At 60.8% G+C, this 22333-nt stretch carries 20 protein-coding genes; 4 read left to right on the top strand and 16 right to left on the bottom strand.

Annotated elements, in window-relative coordinates:
* Positions 1-24: 24 nt before the first annotated feature.
* The 12 genes from HU722_RS03545 to HU722_RS03490 form a co-directional block, all read right to left on the bottom strand.
* Positions 25-1959 (bottom strand): methyl-accepting chemotaxis protein, encoded by a 1935-nt coding sequence (locus HU722_RS03545; protein ID WP_065874358.1) that lies wholly within the window; start codon positions 1957-1959, stop codon positions 25-27.
* Between the two features lie 139 nt (positions 1960-2098).
* The gene (locus tag HU722_RS03540; RefSeq protein WP_010213605.1) at positions 2099-3388 is read right to left on the bottom strand and encodes an adenylosuccinate synthase; all 1290 of its coding nucleotides are present in this window, start codon (positions 3386-3388) and stop codon (positions 2099-2101) included.
* Positions 3389-3442: 54 nt separating this feature from the next.
* Positions 3443-4630, bottom strand: coding sequence for an ATP phosphoribosyltransferase regulatory subunit (locus HU722_RS03535; RefSeq protein ID WP_065874359.1), 1188 nt, complete (start codon positions 4628-4630; stop codon positions 3443-3445).
* 295 nt (positions 4631-4925) lie between these two features.
* Positions 4926-5792: a protease modulator HflC gene (hflC, locus tag HU722_RS03530; RefSeq protein WP_010213607.1), complete on the bottom strand. Its 867-nt coding sequence runs from the start codon at positions 5790-5792 to the stop codon at positions 4926-4928.
* A complete protein-coding gene (gene hflK, locus HU722_RS03525; protein ID WP_065874360.1) occupies positions 5792-6967 on the bottom strand; it encodes an FtsH protease activity modulator HflK in 1176 nt (391 codons plus the stop codon). Before hflK ends, hflC begins: the two co-directional genes overlap by 1 nt.
* A 96-nt stretch (positions 6968-7063) precedes the next feature.
* Positions 7064-8365 carry a ribosome rescue GTPase HflX gene (gene hflX, locus HU722_RS03520; protein WP_065874361.1) on the bottom strand — a complete coding sequence of 434 codons (1302 nt, stop codon included), beginning with the start codon at positions 8363-8365 and terminating at the stop codon, positions 7064-7066.
* 12 nt (positions 8366-8377) lie between these two features.
* The gene (gene hfq / locus HU722_RS03515) at positions 8378-8638 is read right to left on the bottom strand and encodes an RNA chaperone Hfq (protein WP_049710299.1); all 261 of its coding nucleotides are present in this window, start codon (positions 8636-8638) and stop codon (positions 8378-8380) included.
* A gap of 94 nt (positions 8639-8732) precedes the next feature.
* Positions 8733-9704, bottom strand: a complete 972-nt coding sequence (gene miaA, locus HU722_RS03510; protein ID WP_065874362.1) for a tRNA (adenosine(37)-N6)-dimethylallyltransferase MiaA — start codon at positions 9702-9704, stop codon at positions 8733-8735.
* Positions 9704-11620 carry a DNA mismatch repair endonuclease MutL gene (gene mutL, locus HU722_RS03505; RefSeq protein ID WP_065874363.1) on the bottom strand — a complete coding sequence of 639 codons (1917 nt, stop codon included), beginning with the start codon at positions 11618-11620 and terminating at the stop codon, positions 9704-9706. Before mutL ends, miaA begins: the two co-directional genes overlap by 1 nt.
* Positions 11620-13041 carry an N-acetylmuramoyl-L-alanine amidase gene (locus HU722_RS03500; RefSeq protein WP_065874364.1) on the bottom strand — a complete coding sequence of 474 codons (1422 nt, stop codon included), beginning with the start codon at positions 13039-13041 and terminating at the stop codon, positions 11620-11622. Before HU722_RS03500 ends, mutL begins: the two co-directional genes overlap by 1 nt.
* 15 nt (positions 13042-13056) lie before the next feature.
* Positions 13057-13527, bottom strand: a complete 471-nt coding sequence (tsaE, locus tag HU722_RS03495; protein ID WP_065889099.1) for a tRNA (adenosine(37)-N6)-threonylcarbamoyltransferase complex ATPase subunit type 1 TsaE — start codon at positions 13525-13527, stop codon at positions 13057-13059.
* Positions 13515-14375, bottom strand: a complete 861-nt coding sequence (locus tag HU722_RS03490; RefSeq protein ID WP_065889100.1) for an NAD(P)H-hydrate dehydratase — start codon at positions 14373-14375, stop codon at positions 13515-13517. The genes tsaE and HU722_RS03490 overlap by 13 nt, the downstream gene beginning before the upstream one ends.
* A gap of 63 nt (positions 14376-14438) precedes the next feature.
* Here HU722_RS03490 and queG point away from each other — a divergent pair, with 63 nt between their 5' ends.
* Complete coding sequence (gene queG / locus HU722_RS03485; RefSeq protein ID WP_065889102.1) at positions 14439-15503, top strand: tRNA epoxyqueuosine(34) reductase QueG; 1065 nt, start codon at positions 14439-14441, stop codon at positions 15501-15503.
* On the opposite strand, the gene HU722_RS03480 is transcribed toward queG, so the two are convergent.
* Together HU722_RS03480 and orn are read right to left on the bottom strand one after the other, a co-directional pair.
* The gene (locus HU722_RS03480; RefSeq protein WP_175403002.1) at positions 15500-16117 is read right to left on the bottom strand and encodes a trimeric intracellular cation channel family protein; all 618 of its coding nucleotides are present in this window, start codon (positions 16115-16117) and stop codon (positions 15500-15502) included. The genes queG and HU722_RS03480 overlap by 4 nt on opposite strands.
* A 160-nt stretch (positions 16118-16277) precedes the next feature.
* On the bottom strand, positions 16278-16820 hold the full coding sequence (gene orn / locus HU722_RS03475; RefSeq protein ID WP_003171343.1) for an oligoribonuclease: 543 nt from the start codon (positions 16818-16820) through the stop codon (positions 16278-16280).
* A 109-nt stretch (positions 16821-16929) separates the two neighbouring features.
* On the opposite strand from orn, the gene rsgA reads away from it, so the two are divergent.
* Together rsgA and HU722_RS03465 are read left to right on the top strand one after the other, a co-directional pair.
* Positions 16930-17961 (top strand): small ribosomal subunit biogenesis GTPase RsgA, encoded by a 1032-nt coding sequence (rsgA, locus tag HU722_RS03470; protein ID WP_049710308.1) that lies wholly within the window; start codon positions 16930-16932, stop codon positions 17959-17961.
* A 319-nt stretch (positions 17962-18280) separates the two neighbouring features.
* Entirely contained in the window at positions 18281-18571 is a 291-nt protein-coding gene (locus HU722_RS03465) for a type II toxin-antitoxin system PemK/MazF family toxin (RefSeq protein ID WP_225930691.1), read from the top strand.
* 133 nt (positions 18572-18704) lie between these two features.
* Here the strand turns inward: HU722_RS03465 and motB are convergent, their stop codons facing one another.
* Together motB and motA are read right to left on the bottom strand one after the other, a co-directional pair.
* On the bottom strand, positions 18705-19724 hold the full coding sequence (gene motB, locus HU722_RS03460; RefSeq protein WP_065874368.1) for a flagellar motor protein MotB: 1020 nt from the start codon (positions 19722-19724) through the stop codon (positions 18705-18707).
* A gap of 3 nt (positions 19725-19727) precedes the next feature.
* Positions 19728-20579 (bottom strand): flagellar motor stator protein MotA, encoded by an 852-nt coding sequence (gene motA / locus HU722_RS03455; protein WP_049710310.1) that lies wholly within the window; start codon positions 20577-20579, stop codon positions 19728-19730.
* Between the two features lie 166 nt (positions 20580-20745).
* Here motA and HU722_RS03450 point away from each other — a divergent pair, with 166 nt between their 5' ends.
* The gene (locus HU722_RS03450) at positions 20746-22281 is read left to right on the top strand and encodes an HDOD domain-containing protein (protein ID WP_065874381.1); all 1536 of its coding nucleotides are present in this window, start codon (positions 20746-20748) and stop codon (positions 22279-22281) included.
* The last annotated feature ends 52 nt before the right edge of the window (positions 22282-22333 follow it).

Raw genomic sequence — 22333 nt, 5'->3', positions numbered from 1 at the left:
GCGATGAGGCCGGACCAGACAACCTCAGGCCCGAAACTGCCCCAGGCTCGCCTTCAACTGCGCCGCCAACCCATCCAGCACCTTGCCACTCGCGGTCGTTTCCACGACCGCCTGCGCCGCACGCTCAGCCTGGGCATGGATCACTTCAACGCGACCACGCACCGCATGCGCGCCCTGCGCCTGATGCTCAGCCGCGCGCGTCGCCAAGCCAATCGCCGCATGCACCTGCTCCACCGAGGCCTGCACCGTCTGCTGCAAGCGCACGCTATCGCGCAGCACCAGCAAACCTTCATTGGCTTGGCGTCCGGCCTTGCCGATGGTTTCCACCGCCTCACGAGCGCCTTGCTGCAACGCCACGATATGCGCCTGGATATCACCGGTGGAGCTTTGGGTTTTACTCGCCAGCGCGCGCACTTCGTCTGCCACCACGGCAAAGCCGCGACCGGTCTCACCCGCGCGGGCCGCTTCGATCGCCGCATTGAGCGCCAGCAGGTTGGTTTGCTCGGCGATGCCGTGAATCACGGTCAGCACCACCTCGATCTGCTCGCTTTGCTGGGCCAGACGCTCAATCACTTGGGAGCCTGCCTGCACCTGGCCCGCCAGCGCCTCAATCAAACTGCCGACCTCCGCCGAAGTCCGCGAGTTCTCATCCGTGGCCTGGCGAATATCCACCACCTGCTGCAACGCCGCCTGCATCGCATGGCTTTCGGCTTGTGCTTCGTCTGCCATCTGCGACAGCGCGCGCAAGCTCTCGGCCACTTCATCACGCTGCAAGCCCGCCGCTGCATCAGCACCGGCATTGCGCAAGGTCATGGCGCCGATTTCCACCCCGGTACGCTGGGCCACATCCCCCGCCTCGCGGACGATGGGCTGCAACTTATCCACAAAGCGATTGACCGCCGAGGCCATGTCGCCGATTTCGTCCTTGCTGCTGATCTGCACACGCTTGGTGAGGTCGCCCTCGCCCGCCGCCAGGTCATCCATGGCTGCGATCAGCAGCTTCAAACGGTTGACGACACGGCGACCCAGCACGATAGCGATCAGCAACAATACGCCAAGACCGACCAGTGCGAGGCCCATGCCGATGCGCCAGCGCAAGGTGCCAGCAGCGTCCTGAACGGCGCTGGTGGTATTGGCGGTCATCTGGGTGGCCGTGGCTTGCGCGGATTGCAAACGGGCGCCCATGGCGGCCGCGCTGTCAGCCGCCGCGCCTTTGAGGCTGTCGCCGACCAGTTGATCGCCGCTGGCAATCAGCGCGGCGAAACGCTTGTCCAATGCCTGCAGGTCGGCTTCAACCGACGCGGTCGAAACGCCCATGCGGACTTTGCCAATTTCTACCCCATTGGGGCTGATAGACGCCTCGACGTAGTACACGGAAGGGTCGGACTTGGCCGCGTCGAGCACCTTATCCAACGCGCGATCACCCGCCCCCTTAGCCAGCAGTGCCTGATTGATCGGATTCTCGCGATTCAGGTAGCGGGTCAAATGCTCACCCGCGGCGTCGTCATAAACTACAAATAGCACGTTGGGATTGCGCTGCGCACGGCGCGCAAACTCCGACAGCGTCGGTACGTCGCTGTCCCACATGGCGCGAGGCGCCACCGAGGCCAGCAGTTGCGCCATATCATTGGCGGAGTCTTGCAGGTCTTTTTCCAGGGTCGCACGCAGTTGCTTCTGCTCTTCCTGCAGGCGGGTCGAAAGCCCTGCTGTCAGACGCTGACGGGTGCTGGTAGACAAGCTATCCAGACTGGACGTGACTTCTTTACCCGCCTGCGCCAATTCGCCAGACAGTTTCTGGCTGTCGATACCCAGGCGATTGCCCAGATCAGCCTCCAGCGCCGTAACCGTGCTGCGTGTGAGAGCAACCGCTACCAGCACTTGCACCAAAAGGGCGATACCTAGGGTAACGAACACCGGCCGCAACAGACGGCTTTGTAACAATGAGAGAACGGCAGACATCGGGAATCCCTCGACCACGGGTGCCATTAATTTGATAGCACCGCGAAAGAGAGAACCGAAGCAAGGGTCGTGCCGCTAAAGCGACAGAAACGACAAAGGGCTCCATGAGGAGCCCTTTGCTTTTTACATCAACGGCTTATTAAGCGAACGGGTGACGCAGAACGATGGTTTCGTTGCGGTCCGGACCTGTCGAAATAATGTCGATCGGTGCGCCGATCAGCTCTTCAACACGCTTGATGTAGGCACGGGCGTTAGCTGGCAGCTCTTCCAGGGTTTTGGCACCCACGGTCGATTCGGTCCAGCCCGGCACTTCTTCGTACACAGGCTGCAGGCCCACGTAGCTGTCAGCGTCAGTCGGGGCAACGTCCTTGCCCTCTGCATCTTTATAGCCGATGCAGATATTGATGGTTTCCAAGCCGTCGAGTACGTCCAGCTTGGTCAGGCAGATGCCCGAGATGCTGTTCACATCGATAGCGCGACGCAGGATAACGGCGTCGAACCAGCCACAACGACGAGCACGGCCGGTGGTTGCGCCGAACTCGTGACCTTGTTTGGCCAAGTGCGCACCGACTTCGTCGAACAGCTCAGTCGGGAATGGACCCGAACCTACACGGGTGGTGTAAGCCTTGGTGATGCCCAGGATGTAGTCCAGGAACATAGGACCAACGCCCGAGCCGGTCGCAACGCCGCCCGCGGTGGTGTTGGAGCTCGTCACGTACGGGTAGGTGCCATGGTCGATGTCAAGCAGGGAGCCTTGGGCGCCTTCGAACATGATGTCCTTGCCAGCGCGACGCAGGTCGTGCAACTCAGCCGTCACGTCCAGCATCAGCGGCTTGAGCAGCTCAGCGTATTCCTTACACTCGGCCAGGGTCTTTTCAAACTCGATGGCCGGCTCTTTGTAGTAACCCACCAGCATGAAGTTGTGGTAATCCACCAGTTCACGCAGCTTGTCTTCGAAGCGCGGCATGTTCAGCAGGTCGCCAACACGCAGGCCACGACGAGCAACCTTGTCTTCATACGCTGGGCCGATACCGCGACCGGTAGTACCGATCTTCAGCTCGCCACGGGCCTTTTCGCGGGCCTGGTCCAGCGCCACGTGGAAGGACAGGATCAGCGGGCAGGACGGGCTGATACGCAGGCGCTCGCGCACCGGTACGCCTTTCTCTTCCAGCTTGGTGATCTCGCGCAACAGTGCGTCAGGTGCAACCACCACGCCGTTGCCGATCAGGCACTGCACGCCTTCGCGCAGTACACCCGAGGGGATCAGGTGCAAGACGGTTTTTTCGCCATCGATGACCAGGGTGTGGCCAGCGTTGTGGCCACCTTGGTAGCGCACTACGGCGGCAGCATGTTCGGTCAGCAGATCAACGATCTTGCCTTTGCCCTCATCACCCCATTGGGTGCCCAGGACTACGACATTCTTACCCATAACACTTGTCCTCATTCGCGCAAACTTGGTGCCGGCGATGGCCGGCAGGAAAACTCAAGAAGCCAGTGGCGATACTTGCCAAAGCCCGTTCTGCAGAATCAATTGCCGGTCGCAGTCCGCTTCACGGGCGGCGGCCAATGGCTGACCAGGCAAGGCCTGGACAACACGCTGACCCTCACTGCGCAACTGGCAAACCTGCTGCCAGAGTGCTGCGTCCGTACTGTCGGGCATCCAGATGCCACCAGACGGCAGCTCGACCTCAGCACGCCCCAGGGTCACCAGGGTTTTCAAATCGGTGGAAAAACCGGTGGCCGGACGCGCACGACCGAAATCGGCGCCGATATCGTCATAACGACCGCCTTGGGCGATGGCTTGGCCAACACCCGGTACAAATACCGCGAACACCACACCGGTGTGGTAGTGGTAGCCGCGCAACTCACCCAGGTCAAAATACAGCGGCAACTGCGGGAAGCGCGCCGACAGTTGCTCGGCAATGGCCAGCACGTCATCCAGTGCAGCCAGTACCGGCGCCGGCGCATTGGCCAGGCGGTCACGCGCAGCTACCAGCACTTCACGGCCACCACACAGGTTCACCAGCGCACGCAGCATGTCGGCCAGATCGGCAGGCACGCCAGCGGTCAGGGCAATCACTTCATCGATGGCCTTGCGTTGCAGGGCATCGAACAACTGTTGTTCCACTTCACCGGACAAACCGGCCGCACGGGCCAGGCCACGGTAGATACCCACGTGGCCCAGGTCCATGTGGACATCCGGTACGTCAGCCAGTTGCAGCATGGCCAGCATCAAGCTGATCACCTCAACGTCGCTGCTCGGGCTGGCATCACCGTACAACTCGGCACCCAATTGGATCGGGCTGCGCGAAGACGACAGTGCACGCGGTTGCGCATGCAGCACGCTGCCGGCGTAGCACAGGCGGCTCGGGCCTTCGCGGCGCAGGGTGTGCGCATCGATGCGCGCCACTTGCGGCGTGATGTCGGCACGAAAGCCCATTTGCCGGCCCGATTGCGGGTCGATGACTTTGAAGGTGCGCAGATCCAGGTCCTGGCCCGCGCCGGTCAGCAGGGATTCCAGGTACTCGATATGGGGGGTCACGACAAACTCGTAACCCCAGCTCTGGAACAGATCCAACACCTGGCGGCGCGCTACTTCAATGCGCGCAGCCTCCGGTGGCAGTACTTCTTCGATGCCATCTGGCAGCAGCCAGCGGTCTACCGTTGCCATTACGCCATTCCCCTATGATCCGGGCGGCCAGCCGTCAGCCGAGCCTTGAGTAGAGCAGAAAATACCCGCCCCCTTGCATAAACCACGCGCAAGAACGACGTGACGAACGACCTATCACCGGCCTCGTCGGGCACTTTCCTCGAAAAACCTGTCACGCCTGCCGAATCAAACATGCAGACGCAAAAAAGCCGGGAATTTCCCGGCTGCCGCATCATACACCCGTTTTCTGAAAGGATCACCCCGCCAGGCGTTTTAGCCGCCCGACGGGAGTGACACCTACAGAATCACAGGCTGGTTACTTGGACTTTTCCAGGTAGCGGAAGAAGTCGCTGCTTGGGTCCAGCACCATGACGTCGGTTTTGTTCGCGAAGCTTTCACGGTAGGCACGCAGGCTACGGTAGAACGCGTAGAACTCCTGATCCTGGCCGTAAGCCTTGGCGTAGATCGCCGCCGCTTGAGCATCGCCATCACCGCGGGCCTCTTCAGACTCACGGTAAGCTTCAGCCAACAGTACGCGGCGCTGACGATCAGCATCCGCACGGATACCTTCCGCCAGCTCGTTACCCTTGGCGCGGTGCTCACGCGCTTCACGCTCACGCTCGGTACTCATACGCTCGAACACGCTGCGGTTCACTTCTTTTGGCAGATCAATGGCCTTGACCCGAACATCAACCACTTCGATGCCGAGCTCTTTTTCCGCCATCGTGTTCAACGAACGCGTGATGTCAGCCATCAGCGCGTCACGCTCACCGGATACCACCTCGTGCAGCGTGCGCTTACCAAACTGGTCACGCAGGCCCGACTCCAGACGGCGCGACAAACGCTCGTCCGCAATCTGCTTGAGGCCGGAGGTCGCGGTGTAGAAGCGTTCGGCATCCTTGACGCGCCACTTGGCGTAGGCGTCAACCATCACGGCTTTCTTTTCAAGGGTCAGGAAGCGCTGTGTCGGTGCATCCAGCGTCATCAGGCGGGCGTCGAACTTACGCACCTGGTTGACGTAGGGGACTTTCACATGCAAGCCCGGCTGGACATCCGCCTGGACCACGCGACCGAATTGCAGCAGCACCGCACGCTCGGTCTGAGCCACGATGTAGAAGCAGTTCCAGGCAGCGATGACCACGACGACGCCCACAATCAGGGCGGTCAGCGATTTATTGCTCATCAACGACTCTCCCTGGTACGTGTTTGCTGTTGCAGCAAGTCAGCGGCCGCACGGGCGCTCGCTTCATTGGCAGCAGCATTGGAACCGGTGGACGGTGTGCTGGTGCTGCTACGACCACCTTCGATCATCTTGTCCAGCGGCAGGTACAGCAGGTTGTTCTGCCCACCTTTGCTGCCGGTCACGAGAACCTTGCTGGTGTTGCTGAAGACTTCCTGCATGGTGTCCAGGTACAGACGCTCACGGGTAACTTCCGGCGCCTTGCGGTACTCGGCGACCAACTTGGTAAAGCGATCCGCCTCACCCTTGGCACGGGAGACCACTTCGTCGCGGTAACCATTGGCATCCTCAAGGATACGCTGGGCCTGACCACGGGCTTCCGGCACGACGCCGTTGGCGTAGGTTTCAGCCTGGTTGCGCGAACGCTGCTCATCTTCACGAGCGCGGATCACGTCATCGAAGGCTTCCTGCACTTCACGCGGTGCAGCTGCGCTCTGTACGTTCACCTGGGTGACAGTGATGCCGGTGCGATAGGTATCGAGGAACCGTTGCAGGCGCTCCTTGATTTCGCTGGCCATCAATTCACGACCTTCGGTCAGCACCTGGTCCATCGCGGTAGAACCGACGACGTGGCGCAGGGCACTTTCAGTGGCGTGTTGCAGGCTGATTTCCGGCTGGTCGACGTTCAGCACGAAGTCCTGCAGGTTGCTGATCTTGTACTGCACGGTCAGCGGCACTTCGACGATGTTCTCGTCTTCGGTCAGCATCTGGCCCTGCTTGGTGTAGGCACGCTCACGCGTGACGTTCTCCATGTACTTTTTATCGATCGGCGGGAAGTAGATGTTCAGGCCCGGGCCGACGGTTTCGTAGTACTTGCCGAAGCGCAGCACCACGGCTTGCTCCTGCTCGTCCACCACGTAAACGGCGCTGTACAGCCATACGGCCGCCAGCACGACAAGACCCAGGCCCAGCAGGCCATAGCCACCGCCCTTGCTTGTGCGACCGCCGTCGTCACCACCACGTTTTTTCCCACCACCGAACAACCCATTCAGGCTTTCCTGCAGCTTTCGGAAGGCCTCGTCGAGATCTGGTGGCCCCTTGCGGTCGCCATTATTGCGGCGTTTACCACCCCAAGGATCCTGATTATTCGAGTTGCCACCCGGCTCATTCCAAGCCATAGCGCTCTCCATCTGATAAAGCAAAGACGCACCCACGGCGCGCCGACCAATGCTACAGAATGCCTGCCACTGCGGCACAACCGCTTTGGGAGGCTTTTATTGCAAAGTGTGTTGTTCGAGGAACTCTGCCGGTACAACACCTTCACGGCTGACCAGCCGATTCAGCTCCGAGCGCGGCAATCGAACGGCCAGCAAGCTGACACCCTCTTCGTCGTGTTCTTCTTTCTGTACCGCGCCCAATTCGAAAAACTGTGCACGCAGTCGAGCAAAACGCTGCGGCAAGCGCAAGGTGCCAACGAACAAATCGCCGCCGAGCAATTCGGCAATGGCTTGTTCAAGCAACTCAAGACCACTGCCATCACGCGCCGACAGCCAGACCCGCTGGGGCTTGCCGTCCTCGTCGCGCTGGATTTGTGGCTCAACGCCTTCAAGCAAATCGAGTTTGTTATAGACCTCAAGGATCGGCAAGTCCTGGGCACCAATCTCGCCCAGCACCAGCATCACCTGTTCAATCTGCAACATGCGATCCGGTTCAGCCGCATCGATCACGTGCAACAGCAGGTCGGAATTGCTCGACTCTTCGAGCGTAGACCGAAATGCTTCAACCAGCTTGTGCGGCAGGTGACGAATGAAACCCACGGTATCGGCCAGGACAATCGGCCCCAGGTCGTCCAGATCCAGACGGCGCAAGGTGGGGTCGAGGGTCGCGAACAGTTGGTCGGCCGCGTATACGTCCGATTTCGTCACGTTGTTGAAGAGTGTGGATTTGCCTGCGTTGGTATAGCCCACCAGCGACACGGTGGGGATATCCGCACGGGAACGGCCACGTCGCGATTGCTCGCGCTGGCTGCGCACCTTCTCGAGGCGACCCTTGATCTGACGCAGGCGAACCCGCAGCAGACGTCGGTCGGTTTCGAGTTGGGTCTCACCCGGGCCACGCATGCCGATACCGCCACCCTGACGCTCAAGGTGAGTCCAGCCGCGAACCAGCCGGGTGCTCATGTGGTCAAGCTGGGCCAGTTCAACCTGGAGCTTGCCTTCATGGGTACGGGCGCGCTGGGCGAAAATATCCAGAATCAGACCGGTACGGTCGATCACGCGACACTCGAAAACACGTTCGAGGTTACGTTCCTGACTGGGCGTGAGGACGTGATTGAAGATCACCAGATCGGCTTCTTCAGCGTGGACCAGGTCGCGAAGCTCCTCGACCTTGCCGCTGCCGATCAGGTATTTGGCGGTTGGCCGATGACGCGGCACGTTAAAAAACGCAACGGTCTCGGCGCCGGCCGAATTTGCCAACTCCTGAAACTCCTGCGGATCTTCGCGCGCCTCAGGGTCCTGTCCATCCAAGTGAACGAGGATTACCCGCTCACCACCACCGTGGCGCTCAAAGAACAAAGGAGACTCCTATCAGGCGTTACCTGGCTCAGCGTCAACTGCATCTTCACCTGCTGCGCTAGGCAGACGGATTGGACGAACAGGGACGACTGTCGAGATAGCGTGCTTGTAGACCATCTGGCTGACGGTGTTTTTCAGCAGGATCACGAACTGGTCGAACGACTCGATCGTGCCTTGCAGCTTGATACCGTTGACCAGATAGATAGAAACCCCCACTTTTTCTTTACGTAAAGTATTCAAGTAAGGGTCTTGTAGCGAATGCCCTTTTGACATGTGCCGCACTCCTTTAAGGATCAATAATAAAAAATCGGAAAATAGATAGCTTATGGCCGTCACACCCCCAAGGATAGACGGCTATTGCAAGGACTCAGCTCAATATGGAGACCGTTCCCAAGTATTTCAAGGCGCGTGACAGATTGTCGCTGTCCAGGCTGTCCAGCCAGTGCAAGTCGCTCCAGCTGCGCAACCAGGTGAACTGGCGTTTCGCCAATTGGCGCGTGGCAATGATGCCGCGCTCCTGCATTTCGGCTGACGTCAGCTTGCCATCCAGATGATCCCAGACTTGGCGATAGCCTACAGCACGTATCGAAGGCAACCCTGGATGCAGGTCACCTCTGGAACGCAGTGCTACGACCTCGTCGACAAACCCCTGTTCCAACATAATTGTGAATCTTTGTGCAATTCGATCATGCAGCACCTGGCGATTTGCCGGAGCGATGGCCAGATTCGCCACAGTATAGGGTAATTGTGGCTGTCCAGATGCGCCTGCGTCAGCACTTTGCGCACTTTGTTTCAGCCGATGTTCAGTCATGGTCTGGCCGCTGACACGCCAGACTTCCAGAGCCCGCGTGAGGCGCTGTGGGTCATTGGGGTGGATGCGTGCAGCAGATACCGGGTCCACAGCCGCCAACTGGTCGTGCAGGGCTTGCCAGCCAAGGCGTACAGCCTCTTCCTCAAGTTCGGCGCGCACCAGGGCGTCCGCCGGCGGCATGTCCGCCAGACCTTCCTGCAAAGCCTTGTAATAGAGCATTGTGCCGCCCACCAGCAGCGGAATATTGCCGCGCGCGGTGATTTCGGCCATGGCCGCCAGGGCGTCGGCACGGAAATCCGCCGCCGAGTAGCTTTCGGAGGGATCAATAATGTCGATCAAACGATGCGGGTACTCAGCCAACAGCGCTTTGGATGGCTTCGCGGTGCCAATGTCCATGTCCCGGTAAACCAGGGCAGAATCGACACTGATCAGCTCGCACGGCAGCACCTTGGTCAGCTCGATGGCCAGGTCGGTCTTGCCGGCGGCCGTTGGGCCCATCAGGAAGATCGCGGGGGGCAAGGCGCTCATCAACGGCCGCGCAAGAATAGTTTGTCCAGATCGTCCAGGCCCATTTGGGTCCAGGTCGGTCGGCCATGGTTGCATTGGCCGCTGCGCTCGGTGTTTTCCATGTCGCGCAGCAGGCCGTTCATTTCCGGAAGGGCCAGGCGGCGGTTGGCGCGGATGGCACCGTGGCAGGCCATGGTGCCGAGCAGTTCGTTGATATGCGCCTGGATGCGGTCGCTGGTGCCGTATTCCATCAGGTCCGCCAGTACGTCGGCGACCAAACGGTTGGCCTCAGCCTGCTTGAGCAACGCGGGAATCTGGCGGATGGCCAGGGTTTCCGGCCCCAGGCGTTGCAATTCAAAGCCCAGCTTCTGGAATACAGCATGGTGCTCTTCGGCACAATCAGCCTCACGCTGGCTGACCGCCAGGGATTCCGGCACCAGCAGCGGCTGGCCGCTGAGGCCTTCGCTGGCCATGGCAATCTTGAGGCGCTCGTACATGATCCGCTCATGGGCGGCGTGCATGTCCACCAGCACGAGGCCGTGGGCGTTTTCCGCAAGAATGTAGATGCCCTTGAGCTGCGCCAACGCATAACCCAACGGCGGAATATCCCCGCCGCCCTCCGGCAAGGCCACAGCAGCGCCAGGCTCGGCACCGGGCAGCGGCGCGAAAAACTCGCGATATGCCGCCTGGGCTTCGGCCACCGGCACTGCCGACTGCGGGCGTGGCGTGTATTGGTACTGGTAACCCGCACCCGAGCCAGAACCCGGCGTGGTGTACGACGGCTGCGGCTGTGGCGATTGCAGCAGGTTTGCCGCCAGGCTCATTTCGCCCTGAGGGCCGAACTCACCCGCTTCCGGGCCGCTTGGGCGGACCATCGCCGTCACAATCGGTGCCGACAGTTGATCATCCGGGCGCACGTCACCCAAGGTGCGGTGCAAGGTGCCGTAGAGGAAGTCATGCACCATACGCCCATCACGGAAGCGCACTTCGTGTTTGGTCGGGTGCACGTTGACGTCCACCACCGATGGGTCGACCTCGAAGAACAGCACAAACGTCGGGTGCCGCCCATTGAACAGCACGTCGCGGTAAGCCTGGCGCACCGCGTGGGCCACCAGTTTGTCGCGCACGGCGCGGCCGTTCACAAAGAAGTACTGCAAGTCCGCCTGGCTGCGGGAGAAGGTCGGCAAACCGACCCAGCCCCACAGCCGCAGGCCATTACGCTCGATTTCAATCGGCAGCGCCTGCTCCAGGAAGCCCGCGCCACAAATCGCCGACACCCGGCGCGCGCGCGCGGCGTCATCATGAGCTTCATGCAGGCTGAGGATGGTCTTGCCGTTGTGGCGCAGGTGGAAAGCCACATCAAAACGGGCCAGGGCCAGGCGCTTGATGACTTCTTGCAGGTGATCGAATTCGGTTTTTTCGGCCTTGAGGAATTTGCGCCGCGCTGGGGTATTGAAGAACAGGTCGCGCACCTCTACCGATGTACCGACCGGATGGGCTGCTGGCTGAACCCGAGGCGCCATGTCGCGGCCTTCGGTTTCCACTTGCCAGGCTTGGTCGGCGTCACGGGTGCGCGAAGTCAGGGTCAGGCGCGCTACGGAGCTGATAGAGGCCAGGGCCTCGCCGCGAAAACCCAGGCTCATCACGCGCTCAAGGTCTTCCAGGTCGCGAATCTTACTGGTGGCGTGACGGGCCAGGGCCAGCGGCAGGTCATCAGAGGAGATGCCGCTGCCATCGTCACGCACGCGCAACAGCTTGACGCCGCCCTGCTCTACATCGACATCAATGCGCTTGGCACCGGAGTCGATGCTGTTTTCCAGCAGCTCCTTGATCACCGACGCCGGACGCTCAACAACCTCGCCGGCAGCGATCTGGTTAGCAAGGCGTGGGCTCAGTAGCTCAATGCGCGAGCCGCTGTTCAGGGTGGACTCACTCATTACTGTGCCGCCAATTCAGTGCCAGGGATGGTCAACACCTGGCCGACTTTCAACTCATCCGTCTTCAGATTGTTGGCGCTGCGCAAGGTAGCGGCCGACACCTGAAAACGTACTGCCAGCATGGCCAGGGTATCGCCCGGCTGCACGCGATGGTCACGCGGGCCCTGGGCGATTTTCCCCGAATCACGCAGCCAGGCAATGTAAGTGCCCGGCGGTGGATTTTGCTGGAAGAACTGGCGAATACCGGCGCTGATGGAACGCGCCAAGGCCTGCTGGTGGCTGGCACTGGCCAGCTTCGAGGCTTCGTTGGCGTTGGAGATAAACCCGGTTTCTACCAGGATCGACGGGATGTCCGGCGACTTCAACACCATGAACCCTGCTTGCTCGACACGCTGCTTGTGCAGCGAAGTGACGCGACCGATGTTGCTCAGGACCTTCTGGCCGACGTTCAGGCTGGAGGTCAGCGAGGCCGTCATCGACAGGTCGAGCAGCACCCCCGCGAGCATTTTGTCCTTGTCATCGAGGGACACGTTGCCGGCACCGCCGATCAAGTCCGAACGGTTTTCACTGTCGGCCAACCAACGCGCGGTTTCGGACGTAGCGCCGCGATCCGACAGGGCAAACACCGAAGCACCGAATGCAGCGGTCGAGGGCGCGGCGTCGGCGTGAATAGACACAAACAGGTCGGCGCCTTTCTTACGGGCGATTTCAGTTCGGCCGCGCAACGGAATGAAGTAGTCGCCGGTACGGGTCAGCTCGGCGCGGTAGCCTTTCATGCCATTGACCTGGCGCTGCAGCTCACGAGCGATGGCCAATACCACGTCTTTCTCGTGCTGGCCGCGCGAACCGGAAGCACCTGGGTCCTCACCGCCGTGGCCGGCGTCGATCACTACGATAATGTCGCGCTTGCCAGCCGGAGCCGGTGGCGGCGGTGGCAGCTTGACTTGTGGTTGCGACGGGCTCACCGGGACTGCCGGCACCGTTGCCACGCTTGGCGTTGGAGCAGGCGGCGGCGCGGCATCGGCGGCGTTGTCGAACAGGTCGACCACCAGCCGGTTGCCATATTGGGCGTTTGGCGCCAGCGAGAAGCTTTTCGGCGTTACAACCTTTTTCAGGTCGATCACCACGCGCAGGTCAGTCGGCGTGCGCTGGGCCGAGCGCATAGAGGTAATCGGGGTGTTGGCAGTGGAGACCTTCAACGGCGCGGCCAGGGTCGCGCCGTTGATGTCGATCACCAGGCGATCGGGCGACGTCAGGGTAAAGACGCTGTGCTGGACCGGGCCAGACAGGTCGAACACCAGTCGCGTGTTATCCGGCGCTCGCCACAGGCGAACGCTTTTCACCTGTGAAGCAGCCAGAGCATTGACAGTCATTGCCGCAAGCAACACCCCCACGACAGCAACCAACGCGCGAAAGCGCATACCTAACCCCACCAATTATTTGAATTCCAATGCCAAAGCCGCACACCAAGACTGGCCGCGCGCGCTCTGGGGCAACAACTTCAACTGACGTCCGTGCTCATGCGGCGTAATGGTAATGGTCAGGTCCGGCTTTGGCAAAAAGCCTGTGCCTTTATCTGGCCACTCGATCAGGCACAACGCATCTTCATCGAAGTAATCACGGACGCCCATGTACTCCAGCTCTTCGGGGTCAACCAGGCGATAGAGGTCGAAGTGGAAGGCGCGTACCGTACCGATCTCATAGGGTTCGACCAGGGTGAACGTCGGGCTCTTCACCGCCCCCGCATGGCCCAAACCGCGAATGATCCCCCGCGACAACGTGGTCTTGCCCGCCCCCAAATCACCTTCGAGGAAGATCAGCCCGGCCCCGGCCGTGACCTGGGCGATGCGCTGACCGAAGGCAACCATGGCGTCTTCATCGGCCAGGAAAAGAATTACTTCAGGCACGGCGACTGTTCCTCCAACAATTGACGAATGGCGGGTATTAGATCGCTCGCAGCCAACCCTCGTCCAAAAGTACCCTGACGATCCCCCGCCGTGGCGTGCAACCACACGGCCAGGCAGCTTGCTTCATAGGCGTGCATGCCCTGGGCCAGCAGCGCGCCCACCAGGCCGGCCAATACATCACCGAGCCCTGCCGTTGCCATCGCCGGGTGGCCCTGGTCACATCGCGAAACACGTCCGTCCGGGCTGGCGATCAAACTGCCAGCACCCTTGAGGATAGTCACCGCGCTGAATGTCTGGCTCAACGCGCGCGCCACCTTAAGGCGATCGGCCTGAACCTCGGCTGTCGAAATGCCCAACAAGCGCGCGGCCTCCCCTGGATGCGGGGTGATCACGCAGTTGGCCGGCAGGGCCACGCTGCCGTTCGCGAGTTGATTCAAGGCGTCGGCGTCCCAGACCTGCGGCTGTTTAGCGTTGGCGGCAACAGAAAGCAGGCTTTTGCCCCAGGAGGCGTCACCGAGCCCTGGCCCGATCACGATGACCGAGATCTTTTCCAGCAGGCCCATCAATTGATTCGCCGAGCTGACCCCCACGGTCATGACTTCCGGCAAACGCGCCAACGCAGCAGGCACGTGCTCCAGGCGCGTTGCCAGGGACACCATGCCGGCGCCACTGCGCAAGGCACTTTCGGCGCTCAACAGCGCAGCACCGCCAAAGCCGCGGTCACCGCCAATGACCAGCAGGTGGCCGAACTGGCCTTTATGGGCATCCGGGGAACGCGCAGCCAGTTGCGGCAAATGGCCGGGCAACAGGGTCTGTACGTCGGTTATTGCGTGTTTTGTCTGCGGCATGCGTCTTCAAGCTCCGATGTCTGGCAGAATTATACCTATCTAACCTGTGGTTTCCCGTGTCTCATGCCTGCCATTACCTCCGATCTGCCCGCCCTCGCCCAATCGATCAAAGACTGGGGCCGCGAGCTGGGCTTTCAACAAGTCGGCATCAGCGGCCTGGACCTGGCCGAGCATGAGCAGCACCTGCAACGCTGGCTCGACGCGGGCTACCACGGCGAGATGGAATACATGGGCGCCCACGGCAGCAAACGCTCCCACCCCGACGAGTTGGTGCCGGGCACATTGCGCGTCGTCTCGCTGCGCATGGATTACCTGCCAGGCGACACGCAGATGGCTCAACTGCTGGCCCAGCCGGAAAAAGCCTACATCTCGCGCTACGCCCTGGGCCGCGACTACCACAAACTGATCCGCAAGCGCGTGCAGCAATTGGCTGACCGCATCCAGGCGCAGATCGGCCCCTTCGGTTTCCGTGCCTTTGTCGACAGCGCGCCGGTGCTGGAAAAAGCCATCGCCGAGCAAGCTGGGCTGGGCTGGATCGGCAAAAACACCCTCGTGCTCAATCGCAAGGCCGGCAGCTACTTCTTCCTGAGTGAGCTGTTTGTCGACCTGCCGCTACCGGTTGACGCCCCTCACAGCACCGAACACTGCGGGCGCTGCACCGCGTGCCTGGACATCTGCCCCACCAACGCCTTTGTCGACCCCTACGTGCTGGATGCGCGGCGTTGTATTTCCTACCTGACCATCGAGCTCAAAAGCGCCATTCCTGAAGACTTGCGCCCATTGATAGGCAACCGAGTGTTCGGCTGCGATGACTGTCAGATCGTTTGCCCATGGAATCGTTTCGCCCGCGCCACCGCAGAAAGCGATTTCAAGCCACGCCACAACCTGGATAACGCAGAACTGGCCGAGCTGTTTATGTGGGACGAGGATAAATTCCTCAGCAGCACCGAAGGCTCGCCGCTACGTCGCGCCGGGTATGAGCGCTGGCTGCGCAACCTCGCGGTGGGCCTGGGCAACGCGCCGTCGAGCATTCCGGTACTGGAAGCCCTGAAGGCGCGGCGGGACTACCCGTCGGAGCTGGTGCGCGAACATGTGGAATGGGCGCTGAACCAGCACGCCACCCGCTAGTGCACGTCGTCGTTGTAGACGAACTTGGGCATTTCCCAATGGAAACGGATCGCCAGCAGGCGCAATAGAAAGCCGCTGAACAGGGTCAGGAGTATTGCCTGTTCACTGGGCAGTTCCAGATAAAGGCACAGCAGGTAAAACCAGGCGGCGAGGAACGACACGCTGGCATACAACTCGCGGCGGAAGATCAACGGAATGTCGTTGCAGAAGATGTCCCGCAGGATGCCGCCGAACACACCGGTGATCACGCCGCTGACCGAGGCGACCAGCATGCCATGGCCCATTTCCAGGGCGGTCATACAGCCGATCAGCGTGAAAGCCACCAGGCCCACGGCGTCCAGCGCCAGGAACAGCGAGCGCAGGCGGCGCATCAGCGGCGCAATAAAGATCGTCACCAGTGCTGCGATGGAGGTCAGCACCAAGTATTCCGGGTGCTTGACCCAGGTCAGCGGGTAATGCCCGAGCAGCACGTCACGCACCGAACCGCCACCCAACGCCGTCACACAAGCGATCAGCACCACGCCGAACCAATCCATGCCACGCCGTCCGGCCGACAGCGCCCCGGTCATGGCTTCGGCGGTGATGGCGATGAGGTAGAGCATCAGCAGCATGATGGCGATCCTTGCGATTTTGTAGTGAGCGGGCTTGCCCCGCGCTGGGGTGCGTAGCAGCCCCCAAAAGCCGGCGATGATATCCGTTTGTAGATGCGTGTTGGCTAAATTAGGGCTGCTTCGCAGCCCAGCGCGGGACAAGCCCGCTCACTACAGGGCCAGGTCAGGCCTTGATGAAATGCTTACGGTAATGCTGCAACTCTGCAATCGACTCGCGAATATCATCCAGCGCCAAGTGGGTGCTGCCTTTATGGAAGCTGTCTTTGACTTCCGGCGCCCAGCGCGCAGCCAGCTCTTTAAGCGTCGACACATCCAGGTTGCGGTAGTGGAAGTAACTCTCCAGCCCCTTCATGTGCGTATAGAGGAAGCGACGATCCTGGCAAATGCTGTTACCGCAGATCGGCGACTTGCCCTTGGGCACCCATTTTTCCAGGAAGGCGATGGTTTCGGCTTCGGCTTCGGCCATGCTGATGCGGCTGTCGCGCACGCGCTGGGTCAGGCCGGAGTTACCGTGGGTGCGGGTGTTCCACTCGTCCATGGTGGCCAATACGGCATCGCTGTGGTGGATGGCGATCACCGGACCTTCAGCCAAGGTGTTGAGGTTGCTGTCGGTGACAATCGTGGCCATCTCGATGATGACGTCGGTGTCGGGGTTCAGACCGGTCATTTCCAGATCGATCCAAATCAGGTTCTGTGGGTTTTGCATGGCTTGATTCTCTTGGCACCTTGGCGTAGCTGCGCAGTTTAGCAGGCAGCGCCGTGCTAGACTCGCGACCGTTTCACCTAAACCTTTGCATTATCGACACGGAACACCAATGGCCAAACGCCAGCTCAATCGTCGCCAAAACTGGCGCATCGAAAAGATTCAAGGTGAACGCGCCGCGCGCGCCGCCAAACGTGAATCCTCCGCCGTAGAAGCGCTCGAGGGCGGCGACCTGGGGCCCGAACAGACGGGCCTGGTGATCGCGCACTTCGGTGTGCAGGTCGAAGTCGAGGCGCTGGAAGGCGAACTCGCCGGCTCGGTCTCCCGTTGCCACCTGCGCGCCAACCTGCCGGCGCTGGTCACCGGCGACAAAGTGGTCTGGCGTGCCGGCAACCAGGGCATCGGCGTAATCGTCGCCCAGTTGCCGCGCAACACCGAACTGCGCCGCCCCGACAGCCGTGGTCAACTCAAGCCGGTAGCGGCCAACGTCGACATGATCGTGATCGTATTCGCGCCGTTGCCTGAGCCGCATGCCAACCTGATCGACCGCTATCTGGTAGCAGCCGAACATGCCGGCATTCGCCCATTGTTGCTGCTGAACAAATTCGACCTGATCGACGAGCAGAATGCCCCGGCGCTGAATGCGCTGCTGGCGGTCTACCGCACGCTGGGTTACCCGGTACTGGAAGTCTCGGCGCATCACGGTAACGGCATGGAACAGCTGCAGCAGCAGTTGGACGGGCACATCAGCGTGTTCGTTGGTCAGTCGGGCGTGGGTAAATCCTCGCTGGTCAACAGCCTGCTGCCGGAAGTCGACACCCGTGTGGGCCCGCTGTCGGAACTGTCCGGCCAGGGCACCCACACCACCACCACCGCGCGGTTGTTCCACTTCCCCGGCGGCGGTGAGCTGATCGACTCCCCAGGCATCCGTGAATTCGGCCTCGGCCACGTCAGCCGCAGCGATGTGGAAGCGGGCTTCATCGAATTCAACGACCTAATCGGCACCTGCCGCTTCCGCGACTGCAAACACGACCGCGAGCCTGGCTGTGCATTGCTCAAGGCGCTGGAAGATGGCCGCGTGCAGCAGCAGCGGATGAACAGCTATCGGTCTATTATTGCGAGTTTGCCGGAGAGCAGTTACTAAGTTGCCCTTTTTTGATACAGATAAATGGCACTACGAAGCGCCCTAGTCCATTGATTTAACGGGCGCCGGCATCAAGAATTCGGCTCAACTGGGTAGCTCATCGACGCAAGCCAGCTTGAATCCGAAAATCCTGATGCTCATAATTGCTCCGTCACCAGCGCAAGCTGGCAGGAGTCTGGATCCTTTTCGGGGTTGATCCAGCGGCGCAGAAGGGGCGAAGCAAGCTCCACTGCGCGTCGAATGAAGCCGCCTTCGGGCGGCTTTGCTTTTTGTGGGGCATTAACGATTGGCTCTCTACTATCACCCCAAACAAGGCGATGTGCTCCTCTGCGACTTCACGCGAGGCTTTGTCGCTCCCGAAATGCTCAAAATCCGCAAAGTCGTAGTGATATCCCCTACAGCTACGCACAATCGCAAACTCTGTACCGTGGTGCCGACCTCCTCTACCGCTCCCGAGATACAGCACGACTGGCACCATTTGCTACGCACCAATCCGCTTCAATCCGACGGCTACAAGGAGCTGTGGGTGAAGTGCGACATGATTTACACCGTCAGCTTCGAGCGCCTCGACAAGCTCCATAGAAAAACTCGGTCCAAAGGGCGAGAGTAATTCGTACCACGCTTGTGCACTGACGATATGCGAGGAGTGATCAGCGGCGTCAAAGCCTATCTCCCGCTCTAACCAGAAATGAAAACGCCCCGATGAGTCGGGGCGTTTTCATTGGAGATGTGCCGCTAATTTCCTATGACCCCGCACGAGGCACCGTAGGATCTTTCACCCCACCATCATCAAACAAATTAAGCTTCTGACGCAGCTCATGCGCCGGCAACGGCTCCTGCCCTGGCGGAATGGCGTTCGGGTCGACCGGTACTTCACCCGGCGCACCTGCGCCTGGGGTGGGTTGCGGCGCCGGCGGCTGATCACCTTCAATCGCACGCTGGGCCTTTTTGGTCAGCACCACGATATCGATACGGCGGTTGGACGGGTTGAACGGGTCTTGATGATCAAACAGCTGCGAGGAGGCAAAACCCACCACGCGCGCCACTTGCGGGTCCGGGTAGCTGCCGGCCACCAGCGCGCGGCGTGCCGCGTTGGCGCGATTGGCCGAGAGTTCCCAGTTGCCGAAGTCGCCCTGGCCCGCGTACGGTTTGGCGTCGGTGTGGCCGCTGATGCTGATTTTGTTCGGCACTGCCTTGATGGTGTCAGCCATGGCCAGCAGGATGTCTTCAAAGTACGGCTTCAAGCGCGCACTGCCGGAGTCGAACATCGGCCGGTTGGCCGCGTCGGTGATCTGGATGCGCAGACCTTCAGGCGTGATTTCGAACGAAATCTGATCCTTGAATTTCAGCAGCTGCGGGTTTTCCTCAACCTTGGTCTGCAACTCTTGCAGCAACAGCTCAAGGCGTTCTTGCTCGACCTGCTCAGCCATGGATTCGACAGTGTCGCGCTCGATCGGGATTTTTTCCTGCGGCGCTTCGGTCTTGACCTCTGGATTAATGGTGCGCTCAGGCGCCAACTGCGGCGAACCGCCCAGGTCGATCACGAAGGGCGTGCCACTTTCCGAGAAACCAATGGGGTCTTTGAAGTAGCCGGCGATGGCAATCTTCTGTTCCGGCGTGGCGGTAGACATCAGCCACAGCACCAGGAAGAACGCCATCATCGCCGTCGCAAAGTCGGCGAAGGCGATTTTCCAGGCGCCACCATGGTGCCCCGCAGCGAAGCGCTTGACGCGCTTGATGATTATCGGCTGGTTGTTTTCCATGGCTTAGCGACCGCGAACCGCTTGTTCCAGCTCGGCGAAGCTTGGGCGATGTTTCGGGTACAGCACCTTGCGACCGAACTCCACCGCCAGCGAGGGCGGCATGCCGGAAGCGGAGGCTACCAGGCTGGCTTTGATCGATTCGTACAGGTTGATTTCTTCCTTGGCGTCATGGGCCAGCGAGGTGGCCAGCGGACCGAAGAAACCGTAGGCCGCGAGGATACCGAAGAAGGTACCTACCAGCGCCGCACCCACGTGCATACCGATGGCTGCCTGGTCGCCTTCGCCCAGGGAGGCCATGGTCACAACAATACCGAGTACCGCCGCGACGATACCAAAACCCGGCATGCCGTCGGCGATGCCGGTCACGGCGTGGGACGGGTGCTCCAGCTCTTCTTTCAGGCTGAACAATTCCATGTCGAACAGGCCTTCCAACTCATGGGGGGCCATGTTGCCGGAGGACATGATGCGCAGGTAGTCACAGATGTAGGCGGTCATGCGCTCATCTTTGAGCACGGCCGGGTACTTGGCGAAAATCGGACTGGCCGAGGCGTCTTCGATGTCGGCCTCGATGGCCATCATGCCTTCGCGGCGGCTCTTGTTGAGGATCTCGTAGACCAGCCCCAGTACCTCCAGGTAGAAGGTGTGGGTGAAGCGCGAACCAAACATGCCCAGGGATTTCTTGACCACGTGCATGGTCATGTAGCCAGGGTTCGCCTGCAAGAATGCGCCGAACGCCGCACCACCGATGATCAGCACTTCGAAGGGCTGGACCAGCGCAGCAATTTTACCGTGGGACAGGACGTAGCCACCGAGCACACTTGCGATGACGACGATGATGCCGATAATTTTAGCCATAGGAGATGAGTACTTGCGCCGTCGGGTTCATGGACATATTGGGGGGAACTGAAAACTCTTGTTCCTCTTATCGGCAAAACTGCGCCAGACTATAGCCCGTTAAGGCGAAAAGCCAGTTCGGCCCGCTCCGGGCGTGTTGACCGCAAGTGATGATCGCGCCCCAATCATGGCTAATGAAACGACAGTCCCAACTGCAAAACCTACTTCTCTCGCCGCTTGGATCAAGCGCCTGGACGATGTGCTGCTGCCTGTTCCCCAGGCCAGCCACGACCGCGTGTGCAAAGGCATCCGCGACAGCCGCAGCTCATTACGAGATATTGCCGAGCTGATGCAAGACAGCCCGGCCCTCGTGCTCAGCGTGATGCGCGAAGCCAACAGCCACACCCATGGCAGCCTGGCGGAACCGGCGGAAAACCTCGAAGTAGCGCTCAACCGCCTGGGCCTCAAGCGCGCCGAGGAACTGTTGGCGCGCCTGCCTTCGGTGCCCGCCAGCGAGATTCCCGTGGCGCTGCGCCAACTGTTGTTGATAAGTCAGCACGCTTCGCAGCAAGCCAATGGCCTGTTCGGCAGCCGGCTGGCACGACTGTGGCAGGACATTCACTGGGGCAGCCTGCTGTTTCTGTCGCCGCTGTGGCCGATGGCGGTCGCCTACCCCAAGCTTCTGGAAGAATGGGAGCTGCGGGTTATCCATAAAGGCCAATCAGCCCGCCAGGTCGAGCAGGAATTGTTCGGCATACGCCTGCTCGACCTGTGCGTCGGCCTGACCGAAGCCTGGCACCTGCCGATTTGGGTCTCCCAGGGCTACAAGCTGCTGTTGAGCGAACGGCGCTTGCTGGTCAAGGCGCTGCATATCGCCCGCGAAGATGACCCGCTGCGCCATCAGCAATTGCTCGACGCCGAACCCAACCTGCGCCGCTGGCTGAACCAGCCGGCCAATACCGTGTTGCTGGCCAACGGCCTGGCGATGTCGGCGCAAGAGTCCTGGACCTGCCCGCACACCGAACGCTGGCAGCTCCTCACTGCACTTTACCTGCAGCAGCCCCTGAGCGAGATACAGCAACACGTCCACCAACAAGCCGTGACCAGCGCCCGCACCACGCTGATGCCCGACCTCTGGCACCCGGCGCTGTCACTGATCTGGCCCTGGCACGTGCAGAAGATTCATCGCGGCCTGCTGCCGGCACCGCCGCCTACCGCCGAGTCGCTGGCCGTGTGGCGTAAACGGTGCACAGAACTGCTGGTAGAACCGAGCCGCTTTGCCAACGCGATGCACCTGACCACCTGCGCCAAGGAGGCCCTGGTGGCCAGCGGCATGCAACGGGTCATGCTGCTGATGACCGACCGCGCCCAAAGCACTTTGCGCGTGCATCAGGTTGACGGCCTACCAAAGGACGCCACCAACCTGAGCCTGGACGTGGTTAACAGCACGCTGCTGCAGCGCCTGCTGGAAAAGTCCGCCCAGGTGCGTCTCAACCCTGAAAACCACGCCCAGTTCTCGGCCTTGCTGCCACCGATCCTGCGCCGCCTGTTTACCGGTGAACACCTGCTGCTGCGCTCCTTGAGCTGCAATGGCAAGGTGGTGATGCTGATGGTGGCCGACCAGGGCGGCGGACCGTTCTCGGAAACCACCGTGCAGGCCTTCGGCAAAACCGCCCAATGCATCGAGAAAGCCCTGCACTGCTTTACCAACCGCAGCGCCTGATGCTTGCGCTACAATCGCCCTCTTTTATCGCCAACATTTGTGACCAGGAGAC

The organism is Pseudomonas tritici, assembly GCF_014268275.3.
Taxonomy (GTDB): Bacteria; Pseudomonadota; Gammaproteobacteria; order Pseudomonadales; family Pseudomonadaceae; genus Aquipseudomonas; species Aquipseudomonas tritici.
This window is presented reverse-complemented; position numbering and strand designations above follow the sequence as displayed.